This window comes from Paenibacillus sp. CMAA1364 (assembly GCF_054373195.1).
Genome location: NZ_JBITNB010000004.1, coordinates 176,906 through 198,784 on the forward strand (window position 1 = coordinate 176,906; position 21,879 = coordinate 198,784).

General features: G+C 39.5%; 16 protein-coding genes. All 16 read right to left on the bottom strand.

Annotation, left to right across the window (positions count from 1 at the left end):
• Position 1: 1 nt before the first annotated feature.
• The 16 genes from ACH8E3_RS05325 to ACH8E3_RS05400 all read right to left on the bottom strand — a co-directional run bounded on the left by ACH8E3_RS05325 (position 2) and on the right by ACH8E3_RS05400 (position 21,690).
• On the bottom strand, positions 2 to 1,105 hold the full coding sequence (locus tag ACH8E3_RS05325; protein WP_458631574.1) for a DgaE family pyridoxal phosphate-dependent ammonia lyase: 1,104 nt from the start codon (positions 1,103 to 1,105) through the stop codon (positions 2 to 4).
• Positions 1,083 to 2,186: an amidohydrolase/deacetylase family metallohydrolase gene (locus ACH8E3_RS05330; protein WP_458631575.1), complete on the bottom strand. Its 1,104-nt coding sequence runs from the start codon at positions 2,184 to 2,186 to the stop codon at positions 1,083 to 1,085. The genes ACH8E3_RS05325 and ACH8E3_RS05330 overlap by 23 nt, the downstream gene beginning before the upstream one ends.
• A gap of 475 nt (positions 2,187 to 2,661) precedes the next feature.
• Entirely contained in the window at positions 2,662 to 4,023 is a 1,362-nt protein-coding gene (locus tag ACH8E3_RS05335; RefSeq protein ID WP_458631576.1) for an FAD-dependent oxidoreductase, read from the bottom strand.
• Between the two features lie 501 nt (positions 4,024 to 4,524).
• Positions 4,525 to 6,156, bottom strand: a complete 1,632-nt coding sequence (locus tag ACH8E3_RS05340) for a formate--tetrahydrofolate ligase (protein WP_458631577.1) — start codon at positions 6,154 to 6,156, stop codon at positions 4,525 to 4,527.
• Between the two features lie 200 nt (positions 6,157 to 6,356).
• Entirely contained in the window at positions 6,357 to 6,524 is a 168-nt protein-coding gene (locus ACH8E3_RS05345; protein ID WP_458631578.1) for a hypothetical protein, read from the bottom strand.
• An 84-nt stretch (positions 6,525 to 6,608) separates the two neighbouring features.
• Positions 6,609 to 7,088, bottom strand: coding sequence for a glutathione peroxidase (locus ACH8E3_RS05350; protein WP_458631579.1), 480 nt, complete (start codon positions 7,086 to 7,088; stop codon positions 6,609 to 6,611).
• A gap of 121 nt (positions 7,089 to 7,209) precedes the next feature.
• Complete coding sequence (locus ACH8E3_RS05355) at positions 7,210 to 8,085, bottom strand: carbohydrate ABC transporter permease (RefSeq protein WP_458631580.1); 876 nt, start codon at positions 8,083 to 8,085, stop codon at positions 7,210 to 7,212.
• On the bottom strand, positions 8,070 to 8,975 hold the full coding sequence (locus ACH8E3_RS05360) for a carbohydrate ABC transporter permease (RefSeq protein WP_458631581.1): 906 nt from the start codon (positions 8,973 to 8,975) through the stop codon (positions 8,070 to 8,072). The genes ACH8E3_RS05355 and ACH8E3_RS05360 overlap by 16 nt, the downstream gene beginning before the upstream one ends.
• A 67-nt stretch (positions 8,976 to 9,042) precedes the next feature.
• Positions 9,043 to 10,398: an ABC transporter substrate-binding protein gene (locus ACH8E3_RS05365; RefSeq protein ID WP_458631582.1), complete on the bottom strand. Its 1,356-nt coding sequence runs from the start codon at positions 10,396 to 10,398 to the stop codon at positions 9,043 to 9,045.
• Positions 10,399 to 10,597: 199 nt separating this feature from the next.
• Positions 10,598 to 12,193 (bottom strand): response regulator, encoded by a 1,596-nt coding sequence (locus tag ACH8E3_RS05370; protein WP_458631583.1) that lies wholly within the window; start codon positions 12,191 to 12,193, stop codon positions 10,598 to 10,600.
• A 23-nt stretch (positions 12,194 to 12,216) separates the two neighbouring features.
• On the bottom strand, positions 12,217 to 13,992 hold the full coding sequence (locus ACH8E3_RS05375) for a cache domain-containing sensor histidine kinase (protein WP_458631584.1): 1,776 nt from the start codon (positions 13,990 to 13,992) through the stop codon (positions 12,217 to 12,219).
• A gap of 112 nt (positions 13,993 to 14,104) precedes the next feature.
• On the bottom strand, positions 14,105 to 15,760 hold the full coding sequence (locus tag ACH8E3_RS05380) for a DEAD/DEAH box helicase (RefSeq protein WP_458631585.1): 1,656 nt from the start codon (positions 15,758 to 15,760) through the stop codon (positions 14,105 to 14,107).
• A gap of 247 nt (positions 15,761 to 16,007) precedes the next feature.
• Positions 16,008 to 16,646, bottom strand: a complete 639-nt coding sequence (locus tag ACH8E3_RS05385) for a ThuA domain-containing protein (RefSeq protein ID WP_458631586.1) — start codon at positions 16,644 to 16,646, stop codon at positions 16,008 to 16,010.
• Between the two features lie 3 nt (positions 16,647 to 16,649).
• Entirely contained in the window at positions 16,650 to 17,486 is an 837-nt protein-coding gene (locus ACH8E3_RS05390; protein WP_458631587.1) for a uroporphyrinogen-III synthase, read from the bottom strand.
• 298 nt (positions 17,487 to 17,784) lie between these two features.
• On the bottom strand, positions 17,785 to 19,554 hold the full coding sequence (locus ACH8E3_RS05395) for an S-layer homology domain-containing protein (protein ID WP_458631588.1): 1,770 nt from the start codon (positions 19,552 to 19,554) through the stop codon (positions 17,785 to 17,787).
• A gap of 66 nt (positions 19,555 to 19,620) precedes the next feature.
• Entirely contained in the window at positions 19,621 to 21,690 is a 2,070-nt protein-coding gene (locus ACH8E3_RS05400) for a hemoblobin-interacting domain-containing protein (RefSeq protein ID WP_458631589.1), read from the bottom strand.
• Positions 21,691 to 21,879: the final 189 nt, after the last annotated feature.

Genomic DNA, 21,879 nt, shown 5'->3' on the forward strand with positions numbered 1-21,879 from the left:
GTTATTCTCCCCCTACTAATGTTCTAATTCTAGTTACAATCACTTCTAGATCGTCTCCCTGTAATGAACGAGGGTCAATATCAAAGTATCCTTGCCGAACACCATAATCACGTGTATATATTGCTATCTCTCCTTCACGCAGACCATCATTCACCTCTATAGCCGTTGATCCCACGCGTTGCGAATCAATATGCACACGTCCTCTGTATATTGCTCTTCCCGCTTCATCTTGCACGATGGTCACCGTGACACCCGACAATTCGGATAATGGCATCAGAGATTGTAATCGTTGCCTTTCTTGCTCACTTTTGTCTTGCTTATTGGTATATTCATCAAGGGCCTGTAGGAGACCGAAAGTTGTCTCTTTGCCTACTTTCATACTCCGTCCAATCCCATGGAGTTGTTGCTTCACCCAATCAATATAGATACGTTTACCGCCTACGATGCCTGAAGTTGGTCCCTCAAGCGCCTTGGACCCGCTATAGATGGCTAGATCAGAGTATTGAACATACTTCTGAATATCTTCTTCCGCCGCAGCATCTACGATAAGAGGAATATTGCAGCGCTGTGCAATCTCCCAAGTCTCCTCTAAAGAAATCATATTCTTCTGTACACAATGATGCGATTTCACATACATAATCGCCGCAGTATTGGCAGATATAGCCTCTTCGATATGAATTCCACGCCCTTCATTCGCGTAGCCCACCTCGATTAATTTACCTCCACCCAGATAAATCATCGTCTCTACAGGAGCTCCATACTGCACATTATGACCTTTCAACATAATGATCTCATTCTTTTCCATCTTATCCTGATGTAGCCGTTCACTTCTACGTTGATGACCCTCTGTCACGATCGCTGCAATCGATAATGCAATACCGCTAGATGCTGAATTAACTACCACTGCCGATTCAGACCCTAGTATACTTGCAATATGTTCACCAGCCTTATCCACTAGATCGGCTATTTCAACATACTTTTGTCCACCCTGCTTCATCGCTTCCATCACAGTATCTGTGGGTGCAGACACACCTAGAATACTCATTCGTCCACTCGCATTAATGACCCGCTTCAATCCATATTTAGCATGTAATGTATGATCCATTGGTAATGACCCCCTTAGCCTCAATATATTGATCTGCCACTCTCTGTACACCTTCCGAATCGGTTAACGTAACCTTCTCGTTCTTAACCACGAACAACGTCAAATTCGCCATATCTCCAACTTGAATCCTACCCAATTCAGGCTTATTCAGCCAATTTGCTGCATGGCTAGTCACTGCCGTCACCACTTCTTCAAGACTGTAACCCAATAATAGGAATTTAGACATAACACTAGCCATACTATATACCGGACCATCTATTCGATTACGACGATATATGTCAGTACTAATCGTATGGAGCGCAATACCATGTCGCTTGGCCATGTCTGCGACCTTAAACGAGAAGCTAGCTGTCCCATGACCCACATCTAAATGTACGCCTCTATCTATAGCATCTAATAACACTTGTCGGGGTTCTCCTGTCACTTTATCGAAGAGATTATTCGATTTACCATTTAAATAATGCGTCACAATATCATTGCTTTCTAGCAATTCTAGTACTTCGTTGACATCAGGCGGTCCTGAACCAATATGAACCATAAGAGGTAACCCCGTCTTGTGAGAAAGTAACTTTCCTAATCGTAAAGGCTCAATTCCATGATCCTTAACTACGCTCTGGCTTATACGTGCCTTCAGTCCCACGATGAACCCGTCATTTTCCTTCACAGCTTGTATAGCTAGTTCCTCATCGATCCAATCGAGGTTCGATAATTCATCCACTCGCATCAAACCAATGCGGGAAATATTAAGAAATGCGAACACATTTGTCCTTGCGTGCTTAGTTACCATTCGAAATTCTGTGATTCGATCTGCACCGCAACTGCCTGCATCGACAATGGTTGTTACCCCTTGCTTCACACCCACCTCATCCATTTCATCACCATAAGGATCGAATTTAGAAAAGGCATGCACATGTAAATCGATCCAGCCACTAGAAACGTATATATCTGAACAATCGTAGGATTGTTCCCCATTTGCTTCACCTGCTGACATAATTCCTACAATGATGCCGTATTCAATGATAATATCTTGTCGTTGTTCATCCACCGTCTTTACATTGTGTAATATATATCGTTGAATCACTTGCCTCACCCCCGCTCTTATACTCATGATATGGTTACAATATCACATATTTAACACGAAGTGAATATAACGTTATAATGTTTATGAAAAAGACGTACTATTGAACTATCCCTTTACTATCTGATTGCTCCAATTGCATAATATGCAGCTAATTTCATTTATCAATTTGTATAACTGTTTTAGTTGCTCAAATAACACTTAATAACGAGGAAACACCCACATTGGGCGAATCGCTCTATTTTAACTGTCATCTGGGCACTTATTAGCAACGATCCATAGTAATCCATTTGTTTAAGTATCATATAGGCAACTATTGTTTACAACTGCACTTTCTTATATCTTTCTGCTTATCCCTACGTTCCCTATGTAATTCTGTACTTTACATCCGTCCGTCCATCTTCCAAGTCAATTATTTTTAAAAAAACAGTAAGCCTAGGACAATTAGTCCATCTAGCTTACTGTTTATCATGGAGGATTACACTAATGTTTCTTTGCTCTTACTCACAGAAGGCAATGCCTTCAATCCTACTGTATTCAAGAAATTCCAAGGATTATTATAGTGTGGTTGGAAGAAGAAGTCGATGAATCCAAGTTGATCTACTGTCATTTGGTTCTGAATACATACAGAAATTGTATTGATCGATTGTGTAAGCTCTACTTCTGACATCAGTTGGGCACCAAGAATACGACGAGTGTCCTTTTCAAATACAACCTTTAAAGTAACCATTTCTGCTGTTGGCATAAAGTCAGGACGATATTTATCAGTTATGATTACCGTATCAATATCCATTCCTTCTTCTTTGGCAGCCCACTCGGTTAATCCTGTTGCCGCAATATTATCTTCATAAATCTTAATACCTGATGTTCCCTGTGTTCCCATATATGGGGTGGTCTGTGCCACCAAATTTCGAGCTACGAGTGTTCCCATTCGAACAGCATTCGTTGCTAGTGGGATGTAGGCATTCTTACCTGTTGGGTTGTAATGAATCGCACAGCTATCTCCAGCAGCGAAGACATCCTTTTGACTCGTCTGCATATATTTATCCACGATGATCGCACCATTAGGCAACATGTCTACTTGCCCTTTGAGAAGATCCGTATTTGGACGGAAACCGATGCAAAGAATAACTAAGTCTGTCTCATATTCACCTTGCGTTGTAATCACTTTATTCACAACACCATTATGCCCTTCAAAAGAAGTCACGGTTTGGTTCAGCGCTAGCTTAATACCCTTATTCTCAAGTGTTTCCTGAATGTGATCCGTAAATTCATGATCTAAATATTTATTAAGAATACGGTCAACGCCATCAATTAACGTCACTTCTTTACCATTCATTTGAAAAGCTTCTACCAGCTCTACACCAATATATCCTGCTCCGACAACGGTAATCCTTTTAGCACTTTTTGCTTTGTCAATAATCACATTCGAATGGCTATAGTTCTTACATAACAGAATATTCTGTAATCCAATACCATCAAGCTTCGGTATGATTGGCCAAGATCCTGTCGTCATAATCAATTTATCATACGTATCATCGAACTTCTCACCAGTGACTAGGTTCGACACGGTAACCTTCTTCTGTGCTGTATCAATAGCCGTTACTTCGTGACGCATCTTCGTGTCTACCCCAAGCGCAGCTAATTGATCTGGTGAGGAATAGAATAGACCATCAGGGTCTTTCACTACGCCCCCAACATATAATGCAATTCCACAAGATAAGAAAGATATATTATCATTACGCTCGTATACACTAATTGTAGCTTCTGGGTATAATTGAGCAGTATTTACAATTGCAGCAGTTCCGGCATGTGTACAACCTACGACGATGACTTTCATATGATGTGCCTCCTCAAATTGGGTAATTCTATAATGTCCTAATGTGAATTGTTTCACTTGTTACACTTATTATAATGTGACATTTTTCACATTGCAAGAGGGATTGATAAAGTTTTCATATTATTCACATTTATACTTTATCAACAACCATGCCTATTCCCATGAATTAAACAGCAATAATCCCATTCAACCCATGGTTCACGGTGACTATTATCATACCCAAATCTATAGAACACATTCGTGTTAATTGCTTGTAATCCATTTCATCATGTTTTAGGTTTCGCTTGTAATTGAGGCTCAAAACTCATACATGGCTTACCTGAAGAAGACAGGACCGTCTGACTTGGCATGACATTTGTTTTAAATTCATATGCTCTGCAACCCTTAGGAAACTGCCGATCCCATGTCACATAGAAATGTTCGCACTTCATACAATTGATTCGTTTATTCTCAGTCATATAGATTCTCCAATGTGTAAGATACATCTATTATAACATTAGATTAGAATAATCCGATGATATCGCCATGTTCATCCAATCTCATATGTTCAGCAGCAGGTGACTTTGGTAGCCCAGGCATCGTTACAATATTACCTGTATGAACAACAATGAATCCTGCACCAGCAGAGATAGAGATATCGCTAATATGGATCGTGAATCCTTCTGGTGCTCCAAGAAGACGGGGTTGATCTGAGAATGAATAGGGTGTTTTGGCCATACATACGGGTAAATTACCATACCCAAAACGTTCGATCTCGGCGAGACCTCTCCGAGCAGAAGGCGAGTAGGATACATCTTGACCACGGTAAATCTCCGTGACCACTTTCTCAATCTTCGATTTTACACTCAATTCTTTGGGGTACAGAGGTGAATAGTTCGTCTGCTGGCTGTTAAGAATAGCCACCAATTGCTCAGCCATCACCTTTCCACCTGCACCCCCATCTGCCCATACTGTAGAAGTCTCCACAGCCACACCCAACTGATGACATCGTTCTTTCACGAGTTCCACTTCATCAGGTAGATCTTTGAAGTAATGATTGATGACAACCATGACAGGAACTCCGAATTTATGAATATTCTCAATATGTCTTTCCATATTGGCTAGACCCATCTTAAGTGCATCAGAATTGGGATAATCTAATTCATTATTGGCAACGCCACCGTTATATTTGAGCGCCTTAATCGTAACCACTAATACAGCTACATCAGGAATCAGATCTGCTTCACGACAAGTGATATCAAAGAACTTCTCAGCACCAAGATCCGCACCAAACCCAGCCTCGGTCACAACAATATCAGCCAATTTCAAAGCTAATCTCAGCCCAACTATGCTACTACAACCATGGGCAATATTTGCAAAGGGACCGCCATGTATGATGACTGGTGTGCCTTCTAACGTCTGTACTAAATTGGGTTTCATGGCATCTTTAAGCAGTATAACCATTGCCTCAACAGCATTTAATTGAGTAGCTGTCACAGCTTCGCCTGCGTGCGTATATCCAATCAATATTTTCCCTAACCGATTCCTAAGGTCATGTAGGTCTTGACTCAGACATAGCACAGCCATCACTTCAGAAGCCGTCGAAATCAGAAAACCAGCCTCTCGTGGATTACCATTCCCATTTCCGATGCCCGTTACAATACTGCGTAAACTACGATCATTCATATCCATAGCTCGTTTCCATACGATTCTTCCTGGATTCAATTGTAGTTCATTGCCATGAAACAAGTGGTTATCAATGAGGGCAGATAGCAAATTATGTGCTGAGGTTATCGCATGAATGTCTCCTGTGAAATGAAGATTGATATCATCTGCGGGAACAATCTGAGCTTTGCCACTTCCTGTCGCTCCACCTTTCATCCCAAAACAAGGTCCCAACGAAGGCTCTCTAAGTGCAGCAATGGTAGGCTCTCCTATAGCATTTAATGCCTGTGACAGGCCTATAGTTGTTAAAGTCTTCCCTTCACCAGCAGGTGTTGGATTCATAGCCGTGACAAGCACTAATCTCCCATTTGGTCTTTCTTTCACTTCTTCCCATAATGTAGGGCTTATTTTACATTTATACTTACCGTATAACTCCAAGTGGTCTTCGTGAACACCCATAGATTGGGCGATTTCAATAATTGGCTTCATGTTGTTCATAATCCTCCACGATTATCTTTATTTATGATAACGCTCATTCATTGGCTTAATCACATAACCATTATTCTAACCGAATCAACTATTAATTTATATATCAGAAGTCTCCAATCTGTCGTTACCAGGAAGATCTGAAAGGGCAGCCCCATTATTTTTACTTAAAAGATAGTTAGGTGCTCTGAGAGCGTGCTCCGCTAACAGAACGTTTCTTCAATCGCTGTGGTCTCCAAATTTCTAGATTGAAACCGCTCAGCGGTTGAAATTCGCAGACCAAGGCTACCGCTATCGCTTTTACGAAATCGTTCTGTTGTCTGCGCTACTTCGAGCACATTGTTTCTACTTTTCAGCCCAGAATAAGACAAAGAGAAGTCTCTCCTTTTGGTGAAATGGGAGTACCATCAACCTTTTCAAAAGGAGAGACTTCTTTAAATAATTAACATAAGTACTTATGCAAGATGCTTCTCAATACTCTGAATCATCGTCTCTGGTGTTGTTTTCGGTTCAAAGCGCTCAACCACGTTACCATGACGATCGACTAAGAATTTCGTGAAGTTCCACTGAATATGACCATCCTCTGCCTCACCTGGTTGTTGTTCTTTCAAGTATTGGAACAATGGGTGTGTGTTATCTCCGTTGACGTCCACTTTAGCGAGGATCGGGAAGGTCACACCATAATTGATCTGACAGAATTGTTCCGCTTCTTCACTTGTTCCTGGCTCCTGTGCTCCGAATTGGTTACATGGAAACCCTAGGATCTCTAGTCCTTGTTCATGATACTTCGTATACAGCTTCTCAAGCTCACCATACTGCGGTGTTAATCCACACTTGCTAGCTGTATTAGCGATGATAAGAACCTTTCCTTCATAATCCTGCAAGGATATCCCTTTGTTCGCAGGACTACCTGCTGAATACTTGTACACTGACATATGAAATACCTCGCTCTCATAAAAAAATGAACAGATCGAGCTATCATAGCCCAATCTGTTCATTCATCATATAACAATATGATCTGATTACCAAATACTTCAATACAGTGCTATAACAATATTAGCCTTTAACTCCACTTGAAGCTATTCCTTCAACGAAATACTTCTGTGTGAATGAGAATAGGATAACCGGTATAAGAACTACAACGGAAGCACCTGCCATTTGCAACGCATAGTTAGCCCCAGATTGTAATTGGAAATATTGGAGTCCAACCGTAACCAATTGTTTCTTCTCGCTCGATATGAATATAAATGGACTGACATAATCGTTCCAAATATACACATAAGAAAAAACAATCATGGTTACTAGCGCAGGAACTGCAAGAGGTAAAATTATTCTTAAATAAACACGGTAATGCGAACATCCATCTACAATAGCTGCTTCTGTGATTTCCTTTGGCACACCCATAAAGAACTGCCTTAATAGGAATAAGAAGAACACATCAAATACGGCAGGTATGATGATAGCCCAGTGCGTATCCAACAAATGTAAATACTTGTACAACAAATATCTAGCTACAATCGTTGTATCACTTGGTATAGCTAATGTGGATAATGACAACAATAGCAGAATGTTTCTTCCCTTGAATTCTAATCTAGCAAAGGCATATGCAGCCATGGTGACTACAATAGCTCGAAGTGCGATCGAGATGATTACAACTTTGAAGGAGTTACGTATCCAAAGAAAGAAGTTGGATGAATTAAGTAGAAACTTATAGTTATCCCAATAGATATCCTTCGGTATAATATTCTTCAACGGTTCATCAAATGCAGCACTCGTTGTTTTAAGCGAAGCCGATACCATAAATATAAGTGGAGATATCATAGTTAACGCGATTAAGAAAATAATAATCGAGTATATAACGGTTGTTGTTGATATTTTCTTTCTTGGTGTTGAGGGGTTTTTCGTTAATTTCTTTTCTAGTAATGTACCCATTTTTTCTGCCCCCCCCATTGTATTGCCGATATCACTAATATAATTAAGAATAAGATAACCGCTTGTGCTGATGCATAACTGTAATGATTGAATGAGAATGCTTCTTCATATATGTTAATCGAACTGACCCGTGAAGCCGTTCCAGGTCCACCTCTTGTAAGTGCATTAAATATAGTGAAGTTCTGGAATGATCCGATTGTAGCCGTAATAACTAAGAAAAAGCTAGTAGGAGAGACCATTGGTAGCGTAATACTGACCATCTTTCTCCATCTTGATGCACCGTCTATTTCTGCTGCTTCATATAGATCTCTTGGAACACCTTGTAAAGCTGCTAAGTAAACAATCATTTGGAAAGGGAAGTTCGCCCACACAGCAACAAGTGCAACACTTAATATGGCCGTACTACTTCCAGCGAACCATAGAGGTGGATTCTCAATACCTAATCCATTCAACAATGTGTTAATTACACCGCCAAAAGGATCAAATAACATCGAAAACACAATAGAAATCGCAACAATATTCGCTACATAAGGTACCATAAATAAAGATCTACTCAATGTTTTGAAATAAAAGAACTTATTCAACAATACTGCGCCAAGGAATCCAGCTATGGTTAATAGAGGCACATAAATAATGGTGTACAAAAAGCTCTTTAAATAAGAAGACATTGCAATCTGATCATCAAAGATAGCAATATAGTTATCAAATCCCGCCCATTTCAAATCACTAAATGGTTTGAAATCATTGTAGTCCATGAAACTAATGAATACAGCATATAGAAATGGAGCAAGTCCAAATATTACGAATCCAATAAAAAAGGGAAGAACAAACAACAGCGCGGCTCTAGCCTCTTGTTTCTGCATTCTGTTCATTTTCTTCACTTTGGCCATCTCATCCACTCCTCATATCAAAGGGCACTTCACATGGCAAGTGCCCTTGATATTATTTATATTATTTCTATTTGGCGGAATTAATCGCTTTATCCGCTCTCTCTTTAATTTTAGTTATTGTTTTGTCCAATGGCTGCTGTCCTACGAGGAAAAGCTCGCCTTCTTGATAAATGATCTTTCCGTATTCAGCTGCGATTGAACCTAGAATTTTCTCAGATTCAAGACCCAAAGTCGGTGCAAGATATGCGTCAGTAAGCTCTTGTGTTGTTATACCATCATCAACTAGTTTAGATGAAATCTCACCAAACAGCTTATCTAAATCTTCTTGAGCCAAGTCCTCACGTGCTGGAATACCACCGTTATACTTGTAGTTATTCTCTGCATAATACTTCAAGAAATCTGCTGCTTCTTCAGGGTGCTTAGAGAATTTATTAATAGCAAGACCTGATGTAATACCGATATTGTTCTTACCATTAGGATCTACAGGAGTCTGTGTTACACCCAACTTCCAATCACGTGGATAGTTCTCTTTGTCTAGTGGTGCAAACATATACCAAGAACCGATAAACTGCATACCATAAGATCCATTCATGAATGCATCATAAGGAATATTCTTGGAGTGATACTCTAACCAGCTTGGTTGAACCTTGTGCACATTTCCAAGATCACTTAGGAATTGAAGGGAATCTTTGAAAGCAACATCGTCAAAATTAGATGAACCATCTTCTTTATATCCATTAACTCCTCTTTGTGCTGCTAACAGATAGAACGTGTTGTCATAATCAGGCATAGATGAACCGTAAATGCCTTTTTTAGAATCTGTTAATTTCTTAGCTGTTTCTACATACTCATCCCATGTCCACTCACCTGATGGATAAGGTACGTTTGCATCATCAAATATTTTCTTGTTGTAAAATACCATCCAACCTGATGCTTTATCAGGAAGCATATACACTTGATCATTCTCGAACTTCGTTAGATTTTTACCGTATACTTTTTCAAAATCGTAAGATGACTTTGTATAAAGATCATTTAACGGTAAAAGCCAACCGTTCGTTGCATATTTACTATGAATGATTGGGTTTTGAATAGGAAGAACATCTACATCCCCACCAGAAGATAAATCGACATCAATCTTTTTATAAATTGCATCGCCATCTCCAGCTACTGTTTCCATAATAACGGTAGTTCCTGTTTCTTTTTTGTAGTCGTCAAGAATTGCTTGTGAAGAAGGTAAGTTAGCATTTCCTGAAGTCACATACATTCTCAATGTAACAGGCTTGCTCTCTGTAGCCGCATTCTTATTGCCATCCGCATTCGGTGATGCTGTATTGCCGTTAGTATTGTTACCTCCACACGCCGACAATAGTAGAGTAGCCATGATACATAGAATACCTAAGCTTTTCTTTCTAGCGTTTTTCATTTATTTTTCCCCTTTTTTGTTAGCTGTATTTGTACTACATGTCTAATATAATAGGTATAGACATGGTTTGAAATGTAGTCTCTTCTGTTTTTTAGGAATATTTAAATATCGAATAAAAGAATAATTAAAGATATTTTGTACTATTTAAAGAAAAAATGTGCTTATATGAGATTGAGATATCTCATATAAGCACATTTCATTACTCTCTATATTTCGTAGGAGAGAGTCCAGTTATTTTTTTAAATACTTTACTAAAGTAATATTCATCCATATATCCTACTTCTCTTGCTATCTCTGCATTTTTTAAGTTTGTTGTTCTTAACAACACTTTGGCATTATTGATTCTTACTTCAGTTAAGTAATCAACAAAGTTCTGTCCTGTTTCCCTTTTAAATAAATTACTAAGATATCCACTAGATAGTTCGAGATGCGTGGCTACTCGCTCCAAAGATAATTCCTCTTTGTAGCTATTATTTATATATTGCTTGGCTTTATAGACTCTCATATTCTCGTTGTTATTGATCAATTGTTCGATTGTACGATTCTTCAAATAACTAACCCACTCAACAAAGTCATCCTTCAGATTCATCTTGTCAATTCTACTGTACATTTCTTTCGTTATGATCCCTTTATCTGTCAGTTGATACTTCTCCACAAAACTTTGGTACATGTAATACAGTGTATAACAAAGACCTGTTAAGAGATCTTTCGTCAACTTATTTGAGGCAATCATTTTCTCAATAATCTTATTTAATGTATGCTCAATTTCATGCACATCACCATATAGTAGTGCATTCTCCATATCTTTCATTTCTTCGGATATATCTTCACTATCTTCTAAGGATAAATGACATATATCCTGGTACAAGATATCGCTACCTCTTGGATAACTAAATTTATGCAGATTAGCTTCCTTTGCTTGTCTAAACATTTTCTGAATATCCGTATATTCCTGGTAGATTCTACTGATGCCAATACACACTGAGGTGCTTAAATATTTGCGTAGCGTTGTACGTATATTACCTGTAACATCATTCACAGTATGTTCAGATGGATATTCTCTTTTATCCAGTAATGACAAGATAGCTACAAATCTACGACGTTCCAGACTAATCACATGTCCGTATGCGTAACTTGTTACAACTTCCTCAATGATGTTAAGTATGGAGTAATCCAATAAGTGTGGTGATTCCCCATATTTAATATAGATCTGTTCATCGTCTACCTCTATCAACAGACATATTAAGTTTTGTTCTGGAAACTGAAGATGATAACGATCTAATGGCTCGACAACTTCTTCCCGCTTCTGTATCACTCCAAATATCAAATCTTTGTAGAATTTATCCTTTATTAAAGAAGTATTGATGAATGGCGTTTCTGTCGCTATAGCTACATTAGGACTGCTTACAACTCTATTGGATAGTATCTCCGCACGTAACTCCGATAGAATACGGATTAGATGATCTGGCTCAAGCTCAAGCTTCAGAATATAGTCATAAGCGCCATTCTTCAACGCTTCTTTTACATATTCAAAATCATCATATGCACTTAACATAATGAACTTGGCCTGGTTTCCTTCATCTTTCAATTTCTTAAGTAATTCAAGCCCATTCAATAAGGGCATCTTAATATCTGACAGAATAATATCTGGCTTAAACTCTCTTGCCATTTCTAAGGCTTTCTTCCCATTCTCTGCTTCTCCTACAAGTTCAAATCCCAACTCAATCCACGGAATGGTTGTTTTTATGCCTATTCTGACCAAAGCCTCATCATCGGTTATCATTACTTTTAACATACCGTTCACCTTCTCACTATTCATCATTCATCTATTGTAGCCAAGGGTAGAATAACGTGAACTCTAGTGTACACACCTATTTCACTTTCAATTTCAAGGCCATATATATCTCCACAGATTAACTTAATACGATTGTTCACATTGTGTATTCCGATCCCACGGGAAGAATCATATTCATCCAATTCTTGACTTAAACTTTTAGCAATTTGATCTGTAGACATTCCGGCACCATTATCTTCGACTGTTATTCTTAGGTTCGTTGACTCTTCCATCACCTTAATCTTGATCAGCCCGGGTTCTTCTTGTGATTCAATCCCATGGAAGATGGCATTCTCCACAAGTGGTTGCAAGGTTAGCTTTACACACTTCATGTTCAGAAGCGCTTCATCCACCTCATACTCTACTTGGAATTTATCTCGATAGCGCGTTTGTTGAATATAGACATAGTCATGAATCATTCCTAATTCTTCCCTAAGTGTAATAAAAGTGTTCATATGTTTAAATGAATTTCTTAACAATCGAGCAAGTGCATCCACAACCTCTTTGATCCCATCTGACTTTTGAATAATGGCCATCCAACGGATGGTATTTAATGTGTTATATAAAAAGTGTGGTGTAATCTGACTTTGTAATGTTTTGATTTCCGCATCCTTTTTCTTCTGTTCTTCATCTAACACCTGATTAAACAAAGCGTATATTCGATCAATCATATAATTAAAGTTGCGAGAGAGTAGACCAATTTCGTCGATACTTGTAATGTCAGACTTAACCATGATATCGGTCGATTTCACATCTTTCATCGTTAGCGTTAATTGTTTGATCGGTCTAACGATATTGCGCGAAATAATGAACCATAGAACTGCTGAGAATAAAAATGACAAGATAAAGGCAAACGTCGTAATTTTGAATATGATTTTGTTGTCTTGAGTCAAGACATGTAATGGGATCATCTGAACGATATTCCAATCATATTTATCGATACGATAGTTAGACACCAAGAAAGGCTCCCCATTGACCTCCATCTCAAAACTCGAATTGTTCTTCGTTGTAGGTAACTGTATTCCTTCAGAATTCAGGCTTTTAGATACTTTCTGTTCTGGGTAGACAATATTCTGGTATTGATCGGTAATATATATTCGGCTCTGGGTGATTGGCGAAGCTTTACTTAATATATCACTAAATATAGCCGGTTTTAAACTCATATAGATTGTCCCTATATTCCGATGATTAGTCTCATTAATAACCCTTGCTAGCGAGAATATCCGCTTCGTCTTGGCCATCGTTGCCTCATTATCATGAACACCAGTCCACAATACCTTTCCTTTAAGCTCTGTCGTTGTCTTGTACCATAAAGAATTCTGAAGTTCATGGATGTCTGTCTTATATGTATCAGATCCGTGTATATAAACGCCTCCATTACTACCAAAAATATAAAGAGAGGTAATATATCTATAATAATCGGAGTAAAGTGATAGATTACTAATGACATTATTTACATTCTTAAGTTGAACAAAATAATCCGCATCATTATCGATATCAATACTTATCGCTTCTTGTACATCACTGTTGATATATATTAAATCAGTTAAATTCTCAATTCGAGCCAATTCCCCTTGAATGGAATTAGCGATGTAATATAAATTTTCATTAAAAGAATGGCTAACTTTCTCTTTCAGAATTTTCACAGAAATCAAATAAGAACTTACACTAATGGTGGTTGTAGGTATGAGCATGACCAATAAGAAAGATATGAGTATTTTATTTTGAATGCTTTTTCTGAAATAACGGATTGCTTTCATTCTTCACCAACTTTTATGAAATGGATAGTAAAGCTACTTCGAATCATATAAAAATAACAGATCAAGGCTATAGCACCTTGAACTGTTATGGGATGTAAGCTACGAACTTGGTCTATTTCTTGCGCGAGTACGAATGACTCTTACTTCCGCCAAAGCTACTTGAGCCGCGGCTTGAGGGACGTCCCGCCGATGAACCCCGGGTTTCGCTTCCGCGTCCAGTGCCACCGCGGGCTTCGCTTCCGCGCCCCGTGCCACCGCGCGCTTCGCCTCCGCGTACTGCTCCACCGCGCGCTTCGCTTCCGCGTCCAGTGCCACCGCGAGCTTCGCCTCCGCGTCCAGTGCCAACGCGGGCTTCGCTTCCGCGTCCCGTGCCACCGCGCGCTTCGCCTCCGCGTACTGCTCCACCGCGGGCTTCGCCTCCGCGTCCAGTGCCACCGCGAGCTTCGCTTCCGCGTCCAGTGCCACCGCGGGCTTCGCTTCCGCGTCCAGTGCCACCGCGGGTTTCACCACCGCGTCCAGCTCCACGGCGAGCTTCGCCTCCGCGTCCTGTGGACTGACTGCGAGTACTCAACTCTCCGTCACGGTTTCCTCTTTGTTTCTTCCCAGCAGAAGTAAATGTACTTACTTTCTTAAATTCAACTTTGCCATCATGATTCTCATAACGTAGCTTCTCAATATTATGATGAATCTGAAGTTCAATACGTTGAACTTCTGGCTTATCCTTAGGATCTGCTAGTGTGATCGCAAGCCCTTTATCTCCAGCACGACCGGTACGACCAATGCGGTGAATATAGCTCTCTACATCATGTGGAATATCGTAGTTGAACACATGGGATATCCCTTCAACATCCAATCCACGAGCAGCAACATCCGTCGCAACGAGAACATGTAACTTCGCTTCGCGGAATTTACGCATAACGGATTCTCTCTTCGCTTGTGAGAGATCGCCGTGTAGTTCATCTGAATTATATCCTTTGTCTCTGAGTTCTGTATTCAGGATCTTCGCACGACGTTTCGTACGACAGAATACTAACGCTAAGTAGGGGTTATATTCATTGATCATCGAGAATAATGCTTCTTGTTTATTGCGATCTGAACATTCAATCACGATTTGGCGAATATTCTCAAGGGGAACCAATGAGTTCTCCCCTTTGATCATAATATCCTCTGCATCCGTCGTATACGCACTAGCAATTCTCTTGATCTCCGCAGGCATCGTTGCTGAGAATAGCATGGTCTGACGACGATAAGGAAGTGCTTGAATCAATGTCTCTACATCGTTCAAGAATCCCATATGGAGCATTTGGTCAGCCTCATCCAATACAAGCATTTTAACGCCACCAAGATCTAGCGTTCCACGACCAAGGTGATCTAGCAAACGTCCTGGTGTACCGATGATAAGATGTCGTCCGCCTTCAAGCTTGCGCAGTTGCTTCTCTACATCTTGTCCACCATAAACAGCCAGAATCTTGACCTCTGTATGTCTTGTCAACTTACGTGCTTCTTCAGTGATCTGTAGAGCTAACTCCCGTGTTGGTGCAACAATTAACGCCTGTGGGAATTGACGATTCGGATCAATCTTCATCAATATAGGCAATAAGAAGGCTAGTGTCTTTCCAGTTCCCGTACGCGCACGGGCAATCACATCTCTTCCTGCTAACAATAACGGAATAGCTTCATGTTGTACTGGAGTTGGTTCTGTTATTCCTTGATTATGAATCAGCTTATCTAATTCTTCTGTAATGCCTAAGTCTTGAAATTTGGGCAAATCCTTCACCTCGATCAATTTATTTTATCTACTGGTTGTTATCTTTATTACCGCTCTTTATAAGTTACAAGATATACAGATCTCTAATTAACAAGTAGCATCGGCTGTGACTTCCTTATTACATAAACCGCATAATAACGTCTTATATTGAACTTAATCCCCATTGTAACATGTCAACACGCAAGTAGAAACGGCTTTGCCGTCATATCAGACAACAAAGCCGTTATTATGATAACAGAATTCAATCTCAACGTGCTGTCCACTCTGCTGCTTGGAGAATAAATTGACGTAATTCAGGTTGCATAAATGTAGGTTCATGATGTCCCGGCATTAAGTAGGTTACCCGCCCTAGCCCATACGTATGACTCCATGCCGCTGGGTACCATTTGTCATCTCGTTGATATTCCAACAATATCTGTTTCTCCATAAATGTATCAAATATGAATTCATACGGTTCTTCTTCTAGCTGAAATGGTTGAATCCCATCTATAATAGGATGTTGTTCTTGCGTTGTTCGGAAGGATAGCGATTGATATGGCGCATGACCCGTATATCTTCCACCCATTAAATGAGATAACTCGTATCTACCCTCAATTGATAGTCCATTATGGATAACGAATAGCCCTCCACCTTGACTAACATAGCTAAGTAATCCTGCCGTTTGCTTCGGAGACATTAATTCATCCCAGAGATCAATGTAAGAAATACAAAGATCAAATTGTTGAATGTTGGCATCCATGAACATATTCTTATTCTCGCTACATTGAACCGTCATTACATCATTTAATATATGGCTAATCTGTGCGTCCACCCCTTGCATTGGATGGAACTTCGGATGTGTATAATCTCCAACTAGCAGACACTTTTTAGTTGTTTGGTTAATCATATTTTATTCCCCCTCGGAACTCTTTGTATCTTCCTGAGCGGCAAAATAACTTCCTAATGCCACCATCATACTACCCATTCTTTCTTCTTTTGGTGTAATAATTCGTTCTATTCCTTCTTCCAGTAGCGATTGTGCTGTTACCTTACCTACAGCTACGGCAATAACGGGCCCAGCAAATGCGATACGCAGATCATCCATTCCCTTATGCTCTTGGGCATATTCCACTAAAAAATGAACTTGAGGTCCACTTGTGAATGTAACAGCATCCACACGACATAGCACAATATCATTAAATAGTTGTTGCAGTTGATCCGCTTCTGGTCGAACATGACAATACGGCAACAATGGTGTTGTCTTAGCTCCCTGCTCTTCTAGCCATTGAGATATCTTCGGTGCAGATTCACCGTGTAGCTGCAATATCACGTTACTTCCTCGGATATCATGTTCCTGAAATGAGCGAATCAGACCCGCATTACTCCCATCATCATCTCTCACGATTGGATACAATTGACGTTTCCTCAATGCGTTCACTGTCTTATAACCTCTAGCCGCTATCGAAGTTCTCGTTAATATATTTAGAAGTTCATCAGCGATCCCCATATCCTCAGCCGTATTAAATAACGCTTCCACACCCATACCCGTGGTGAAAATAACCCATTGTGGTGGATGAACGATCATAGCGGATAAGCCTTGACGTAAATTCTCATCATCTAGGAATACTGTTCCTTGTGCTGGACGATGAAGAGGGATTCCACCCATGTTCTCCACTAATTTAGACATTTCAGCAACTTTACGTGAAGCCGTTATAGCAACCACTTTACCGTTCATATTCTGAGCCATTCTATATTCTCCCCTATTCATCTCTAATGAAATTAATTGGATAATATATCGCAAGATGAATACTTCTCATACATTATGTGCTTGATTATACCATCTTTACACCTGTTTGTTTATTGTTTCGTTCAAGATTTTTTATACGTGTCCTTTTCAAATTCATGAGTATGAAAATGGGCTCTTGTATATCAAATGGACAAAAAACCACTCCTTTTGAAATGGATGCAAGTACTTCCATTTACCAAAATGAGCGGTCTTTCTGTATTCTTTAGGATGGAACAAAGTCGAACCATTTATTAGTCGATTAATTGATATAGCTAGTATATTGCAATAAACGTTTAAGCATAACTACTGCATGAGCACGGGTCGCTTTCGCTGTGGGTACGAACGTCTTATCTGTCATACCAGAAATAATTTCAGCTTCAACAGATTGTGCAACAGCCTCTTGTGCCCAGCTGCTGATCGATGCTTTGTCACTGAATTTAGCCAAGACAGTAGTTGAAGCAGCTACCATGTCCATTTTCATTCCCGTTACATTGATAGCTCTGGAAACCATAACCGCCATTTGTTCGCGTGTAATCGTGCCATTTGGATCAAAACTGTTGTCATTATAACCATCAACTAGTTTCGTTTTAACAGCCGCGCCAATCGCACCTGCAAACCAATCGGTTGATTTAACGTCTTTGAAGCTTGCAGAAGCAACATCATCCGTCAGAGCTAGGGAACGAACGAGCAAAGTTGTGAATTCTGCACGTGTAATATGACTTTCTGGAGCAAAGCTAGAATCCGTTATCCCTTTTACTACGAGCTTGGATGCAAGAAGTTCGATATCATCTTTTGCCCAGTGCTTGTTTATGTCAGTGAAAGTTTTAGTTGAGGAAAGCACCGTGTAGATACTATTCCCATTACGCTTAAATGTGATTTTAGTTGTACCGTCTGTTTGTTTACTAAACAGTGCAGGTACAAAAGAAAATTTGCCTGTAACTGGATCGTAGAGAACAACAGTCGAAGTATGTGCATCTGACGGAATTGTGAATACGATCGATCTAGATACATATGTGCTACCGAAGTTATTGATCTCGATACTCTTGTTGTTTCCAATGGCATGAACAGAAAATTCAATTGCACTACCAATCTGGGAAGAACCAATGTTCATAGCGCTCGCTTTGATCTTAGCATTCATGTCATTATCTGAATTAGAAATATTGATTTGGATGCTAATGTTCTCATTATTAGTGCCTAGCTTTTGCGCAATTGCTACAAACTCTAACACCCTAATAGGTAATGAATATTCACCATCATTCGTTTGGAATGAAATGATAGTATTCGGTGCTTTTATCGAAGCAGAAGCCAATACCGATGAGGCAACGTTGAATGTAACGCCTTCTCCCGTCTTATTGTTGAAAGAAATGGAGACGATTGGAGCATCGCCTTGGTTATCTTGACCTGCTGCTTGTGTTAATGCTGCAGCAAGCGCCGCATTGTCTTGAGAAACAGTGTTTGTTACATGGCCATCCGCCGCTGTAGTAGATTTCACACTATTCTTACTTGTATCTACTTTCACAACATTTGCATTGGTTGACGGTGGAGTAACTGGTGTACCTGATACTGATACTGGCCCTGGACCAGGGTTTGGACCAGGACCAGGACCATAACCAGCGCCAGGAGTTGGACCACCCGGTACGATAATAACTGGAGGATCAATCGGCTGTGTAGGTGGCACGATAACCTTAGACGCAGTCACAACTAGGTCTTTCGCATCTACTTGATTCCCTTGTCCAGCCACTACCTTATAAGTTCCAACAACTTCAGAAGCTAATAAAGTGAATGTACTTGAGAATTTGCCATCAGAGACCTTAGTCATATCGAAATATACCGTACTATGACTAGGACGAAGCACTTGAATGATCACTTCTTCTAACGTGGATGTGCCTGATATTGTAACTGAACCGCCTTGCTCAATAGATGCTACAGAATCCAACGTAACTGCTGAACTCGCTGCAAATGCACTTATGGGAACTAGCGATAAACATAGCGCTAGAATTAACATGACACTTAACTTACGTAATTTCACTTGGATAGGCCTCACTTTCATTTCTGATTTATTCACATAATTGAATGATTCTCTCTACTATTCCTATTAGTTATTGTAATAGTACTCATTCAAAAACAAATCCATTTGCGTTTGCGTCACTTTTGTTGCTAGATTTACACCAACACTTGTAAAATCATTATTAAATTTACTTACTAGAAATGCTTTAACCGTATACGCAGGATTCGTTGGATCTGCAACATTAAAACTTGCTGAATACGTTCCTGTATGCAACATTAAGTTAGCCTCAACAATGCTCACAGGTGTATTATCTTTCATCAATTGAAAGATGACCGATTGAGTTCCTATGCTATCGTAGTTACCATACTTGTACTGGAACGAATTAAATATATTTATTTTTGCAGTAAGTCCATTTGCTGTAGTTATCACAGGCGCTGTCATATAGAATACTTCAGACGATTTGACTGCTACATTTTCTATATACCTGGAACTGTAACCATCTGCATGGATGTAAACTTCATATTCTATACCATTTTGAAAAACGCCCTTGTTTATCGTGAGCATGCCCGCAGTCAGCGTGTATTCCGAGCTAGATAATGTTCTTGTAGCACCATTATCTTCATCTTCGATGGTAACGCTGGTTACTTTACTTCTCCATAATTCATTGTCTTCAAATGTTAGTTCACTAGCTAGATTACTATAGAGGAACCCTGTGAGATCAGGAACATTATATCCAATCCATTGACTAACCTCTAAGTTTTGTAGATTTTTATATTCATCAGTGAGTGCATCTGCTGCTATTTTAACCATAATGGAATTGTTATTTGTAATCGGGTCTTGCAATAGAACGACTAGCCTATTCTCTTGAATGGATACAACATCCTGTTCACTTAAAGGTGAAAAGTTAATGCCATCTGTTGAGATTGAAATCTTCTCTTTCAAGTGCGAAACGCCCGCAACAAGGGTATTATCAAAAATGTTTATGTTCCGATAATATTGATTATTATAAAACATAAGATTTAATAGTCGACCATTCTTCGTGATGCTTCCACTCTGAGGTGATAATTGTTGAATGGAATATAACCAGCCCGTGTATATAGAGTCAGTGTAAATATTACCAGAAGCATCTTTAAATGAATTCTGCTGAAAGTTTAAGTGATATTGGCCATTCAATGGTTGTGGTGAATGAATGATCAAGGTGTTCCCAGAGAATGTATAAGTTAAATTGGAAGGAGCATTATAAGAAAAAAGACCATTCGTATAGTATTGATAATATATGGAAGCTTTTAAATTATCTATTGTATCCTTATTATTAAGTACAGCTTCGTCAAACTCTAGCACAATATCATGATCTGCATTTGTAATATAGGCCTTTATAAATTTAGGCGCAGTTCTATCTACTGGGTTTGGATCCAGGATGTCTGGGACCGCTGAAATCATTGGAGTTACGATGCTATCCGTAATAATATTTCCATTACTGTCCTTAAGTGCATGGCTACCTATGATAATTTGATTATTTGCTCCCGTAAGGGCCTGTGCAAAATGTATGGTCAGCTTATCGGATGCTAATGACACTGTATCACTAGTTGCCAAATAGTCAGAGGAAGAGGCTCCATCTCTTTGTATATAAATATACTCTTTTAGACGCGAGACTGAGTTCGATATTCGATTATCATAAACGTCCTCATGAAAGGTAATCGTGACATCGTGATTGAAATTGCTAATGACAGCACCTTGAATGGCTGGAGGTGCTACATCCAAGATCAACTCTGAGTTGTAAATGCCATCACCATTATTTAATGTCCCTGCCGCGATTTTAATCTTTGTATAAAGACCCTGCACAATTGGCATTTCAAAGTTGTAATTCAGATTAATTCTATTTCCGTATAAATTCACGTTACTCTGTTCTGGAAGCGTTACAAAATTCACGCCGTCCGTAGCGATAGTCATTTGGGCTTTCAAGTAAGTAGCACTAGTAACAGACATACTTTCTTCAAAATAAATTCGAAGTGAAGAATTTCCATCCAATTCGGAACCTTTATATGTTGGTATCCACTCACTGCTAGGGGTTACCTCAGCTGATGCAATGGAAGAAAATGAAAATGATGAAAGTACCAACAAAGCTGCTAACAAGCTAATGGAAACTCTTCTCAACATGCTAATAGCCACCCTGTTTAAAACCGTCTTTACATTCTTTGTATACATAATTCTTCTTTCACTCCTCTAATGGTTATATTCTATCTAAAGTCTACATTTCATCAATGAAAGAATAATGAAAGATTCTCGATCAGAATCGAGTAGGAGGGGGCGACTAGCCCCCGACCTCTCACACCACCGTACGTACCG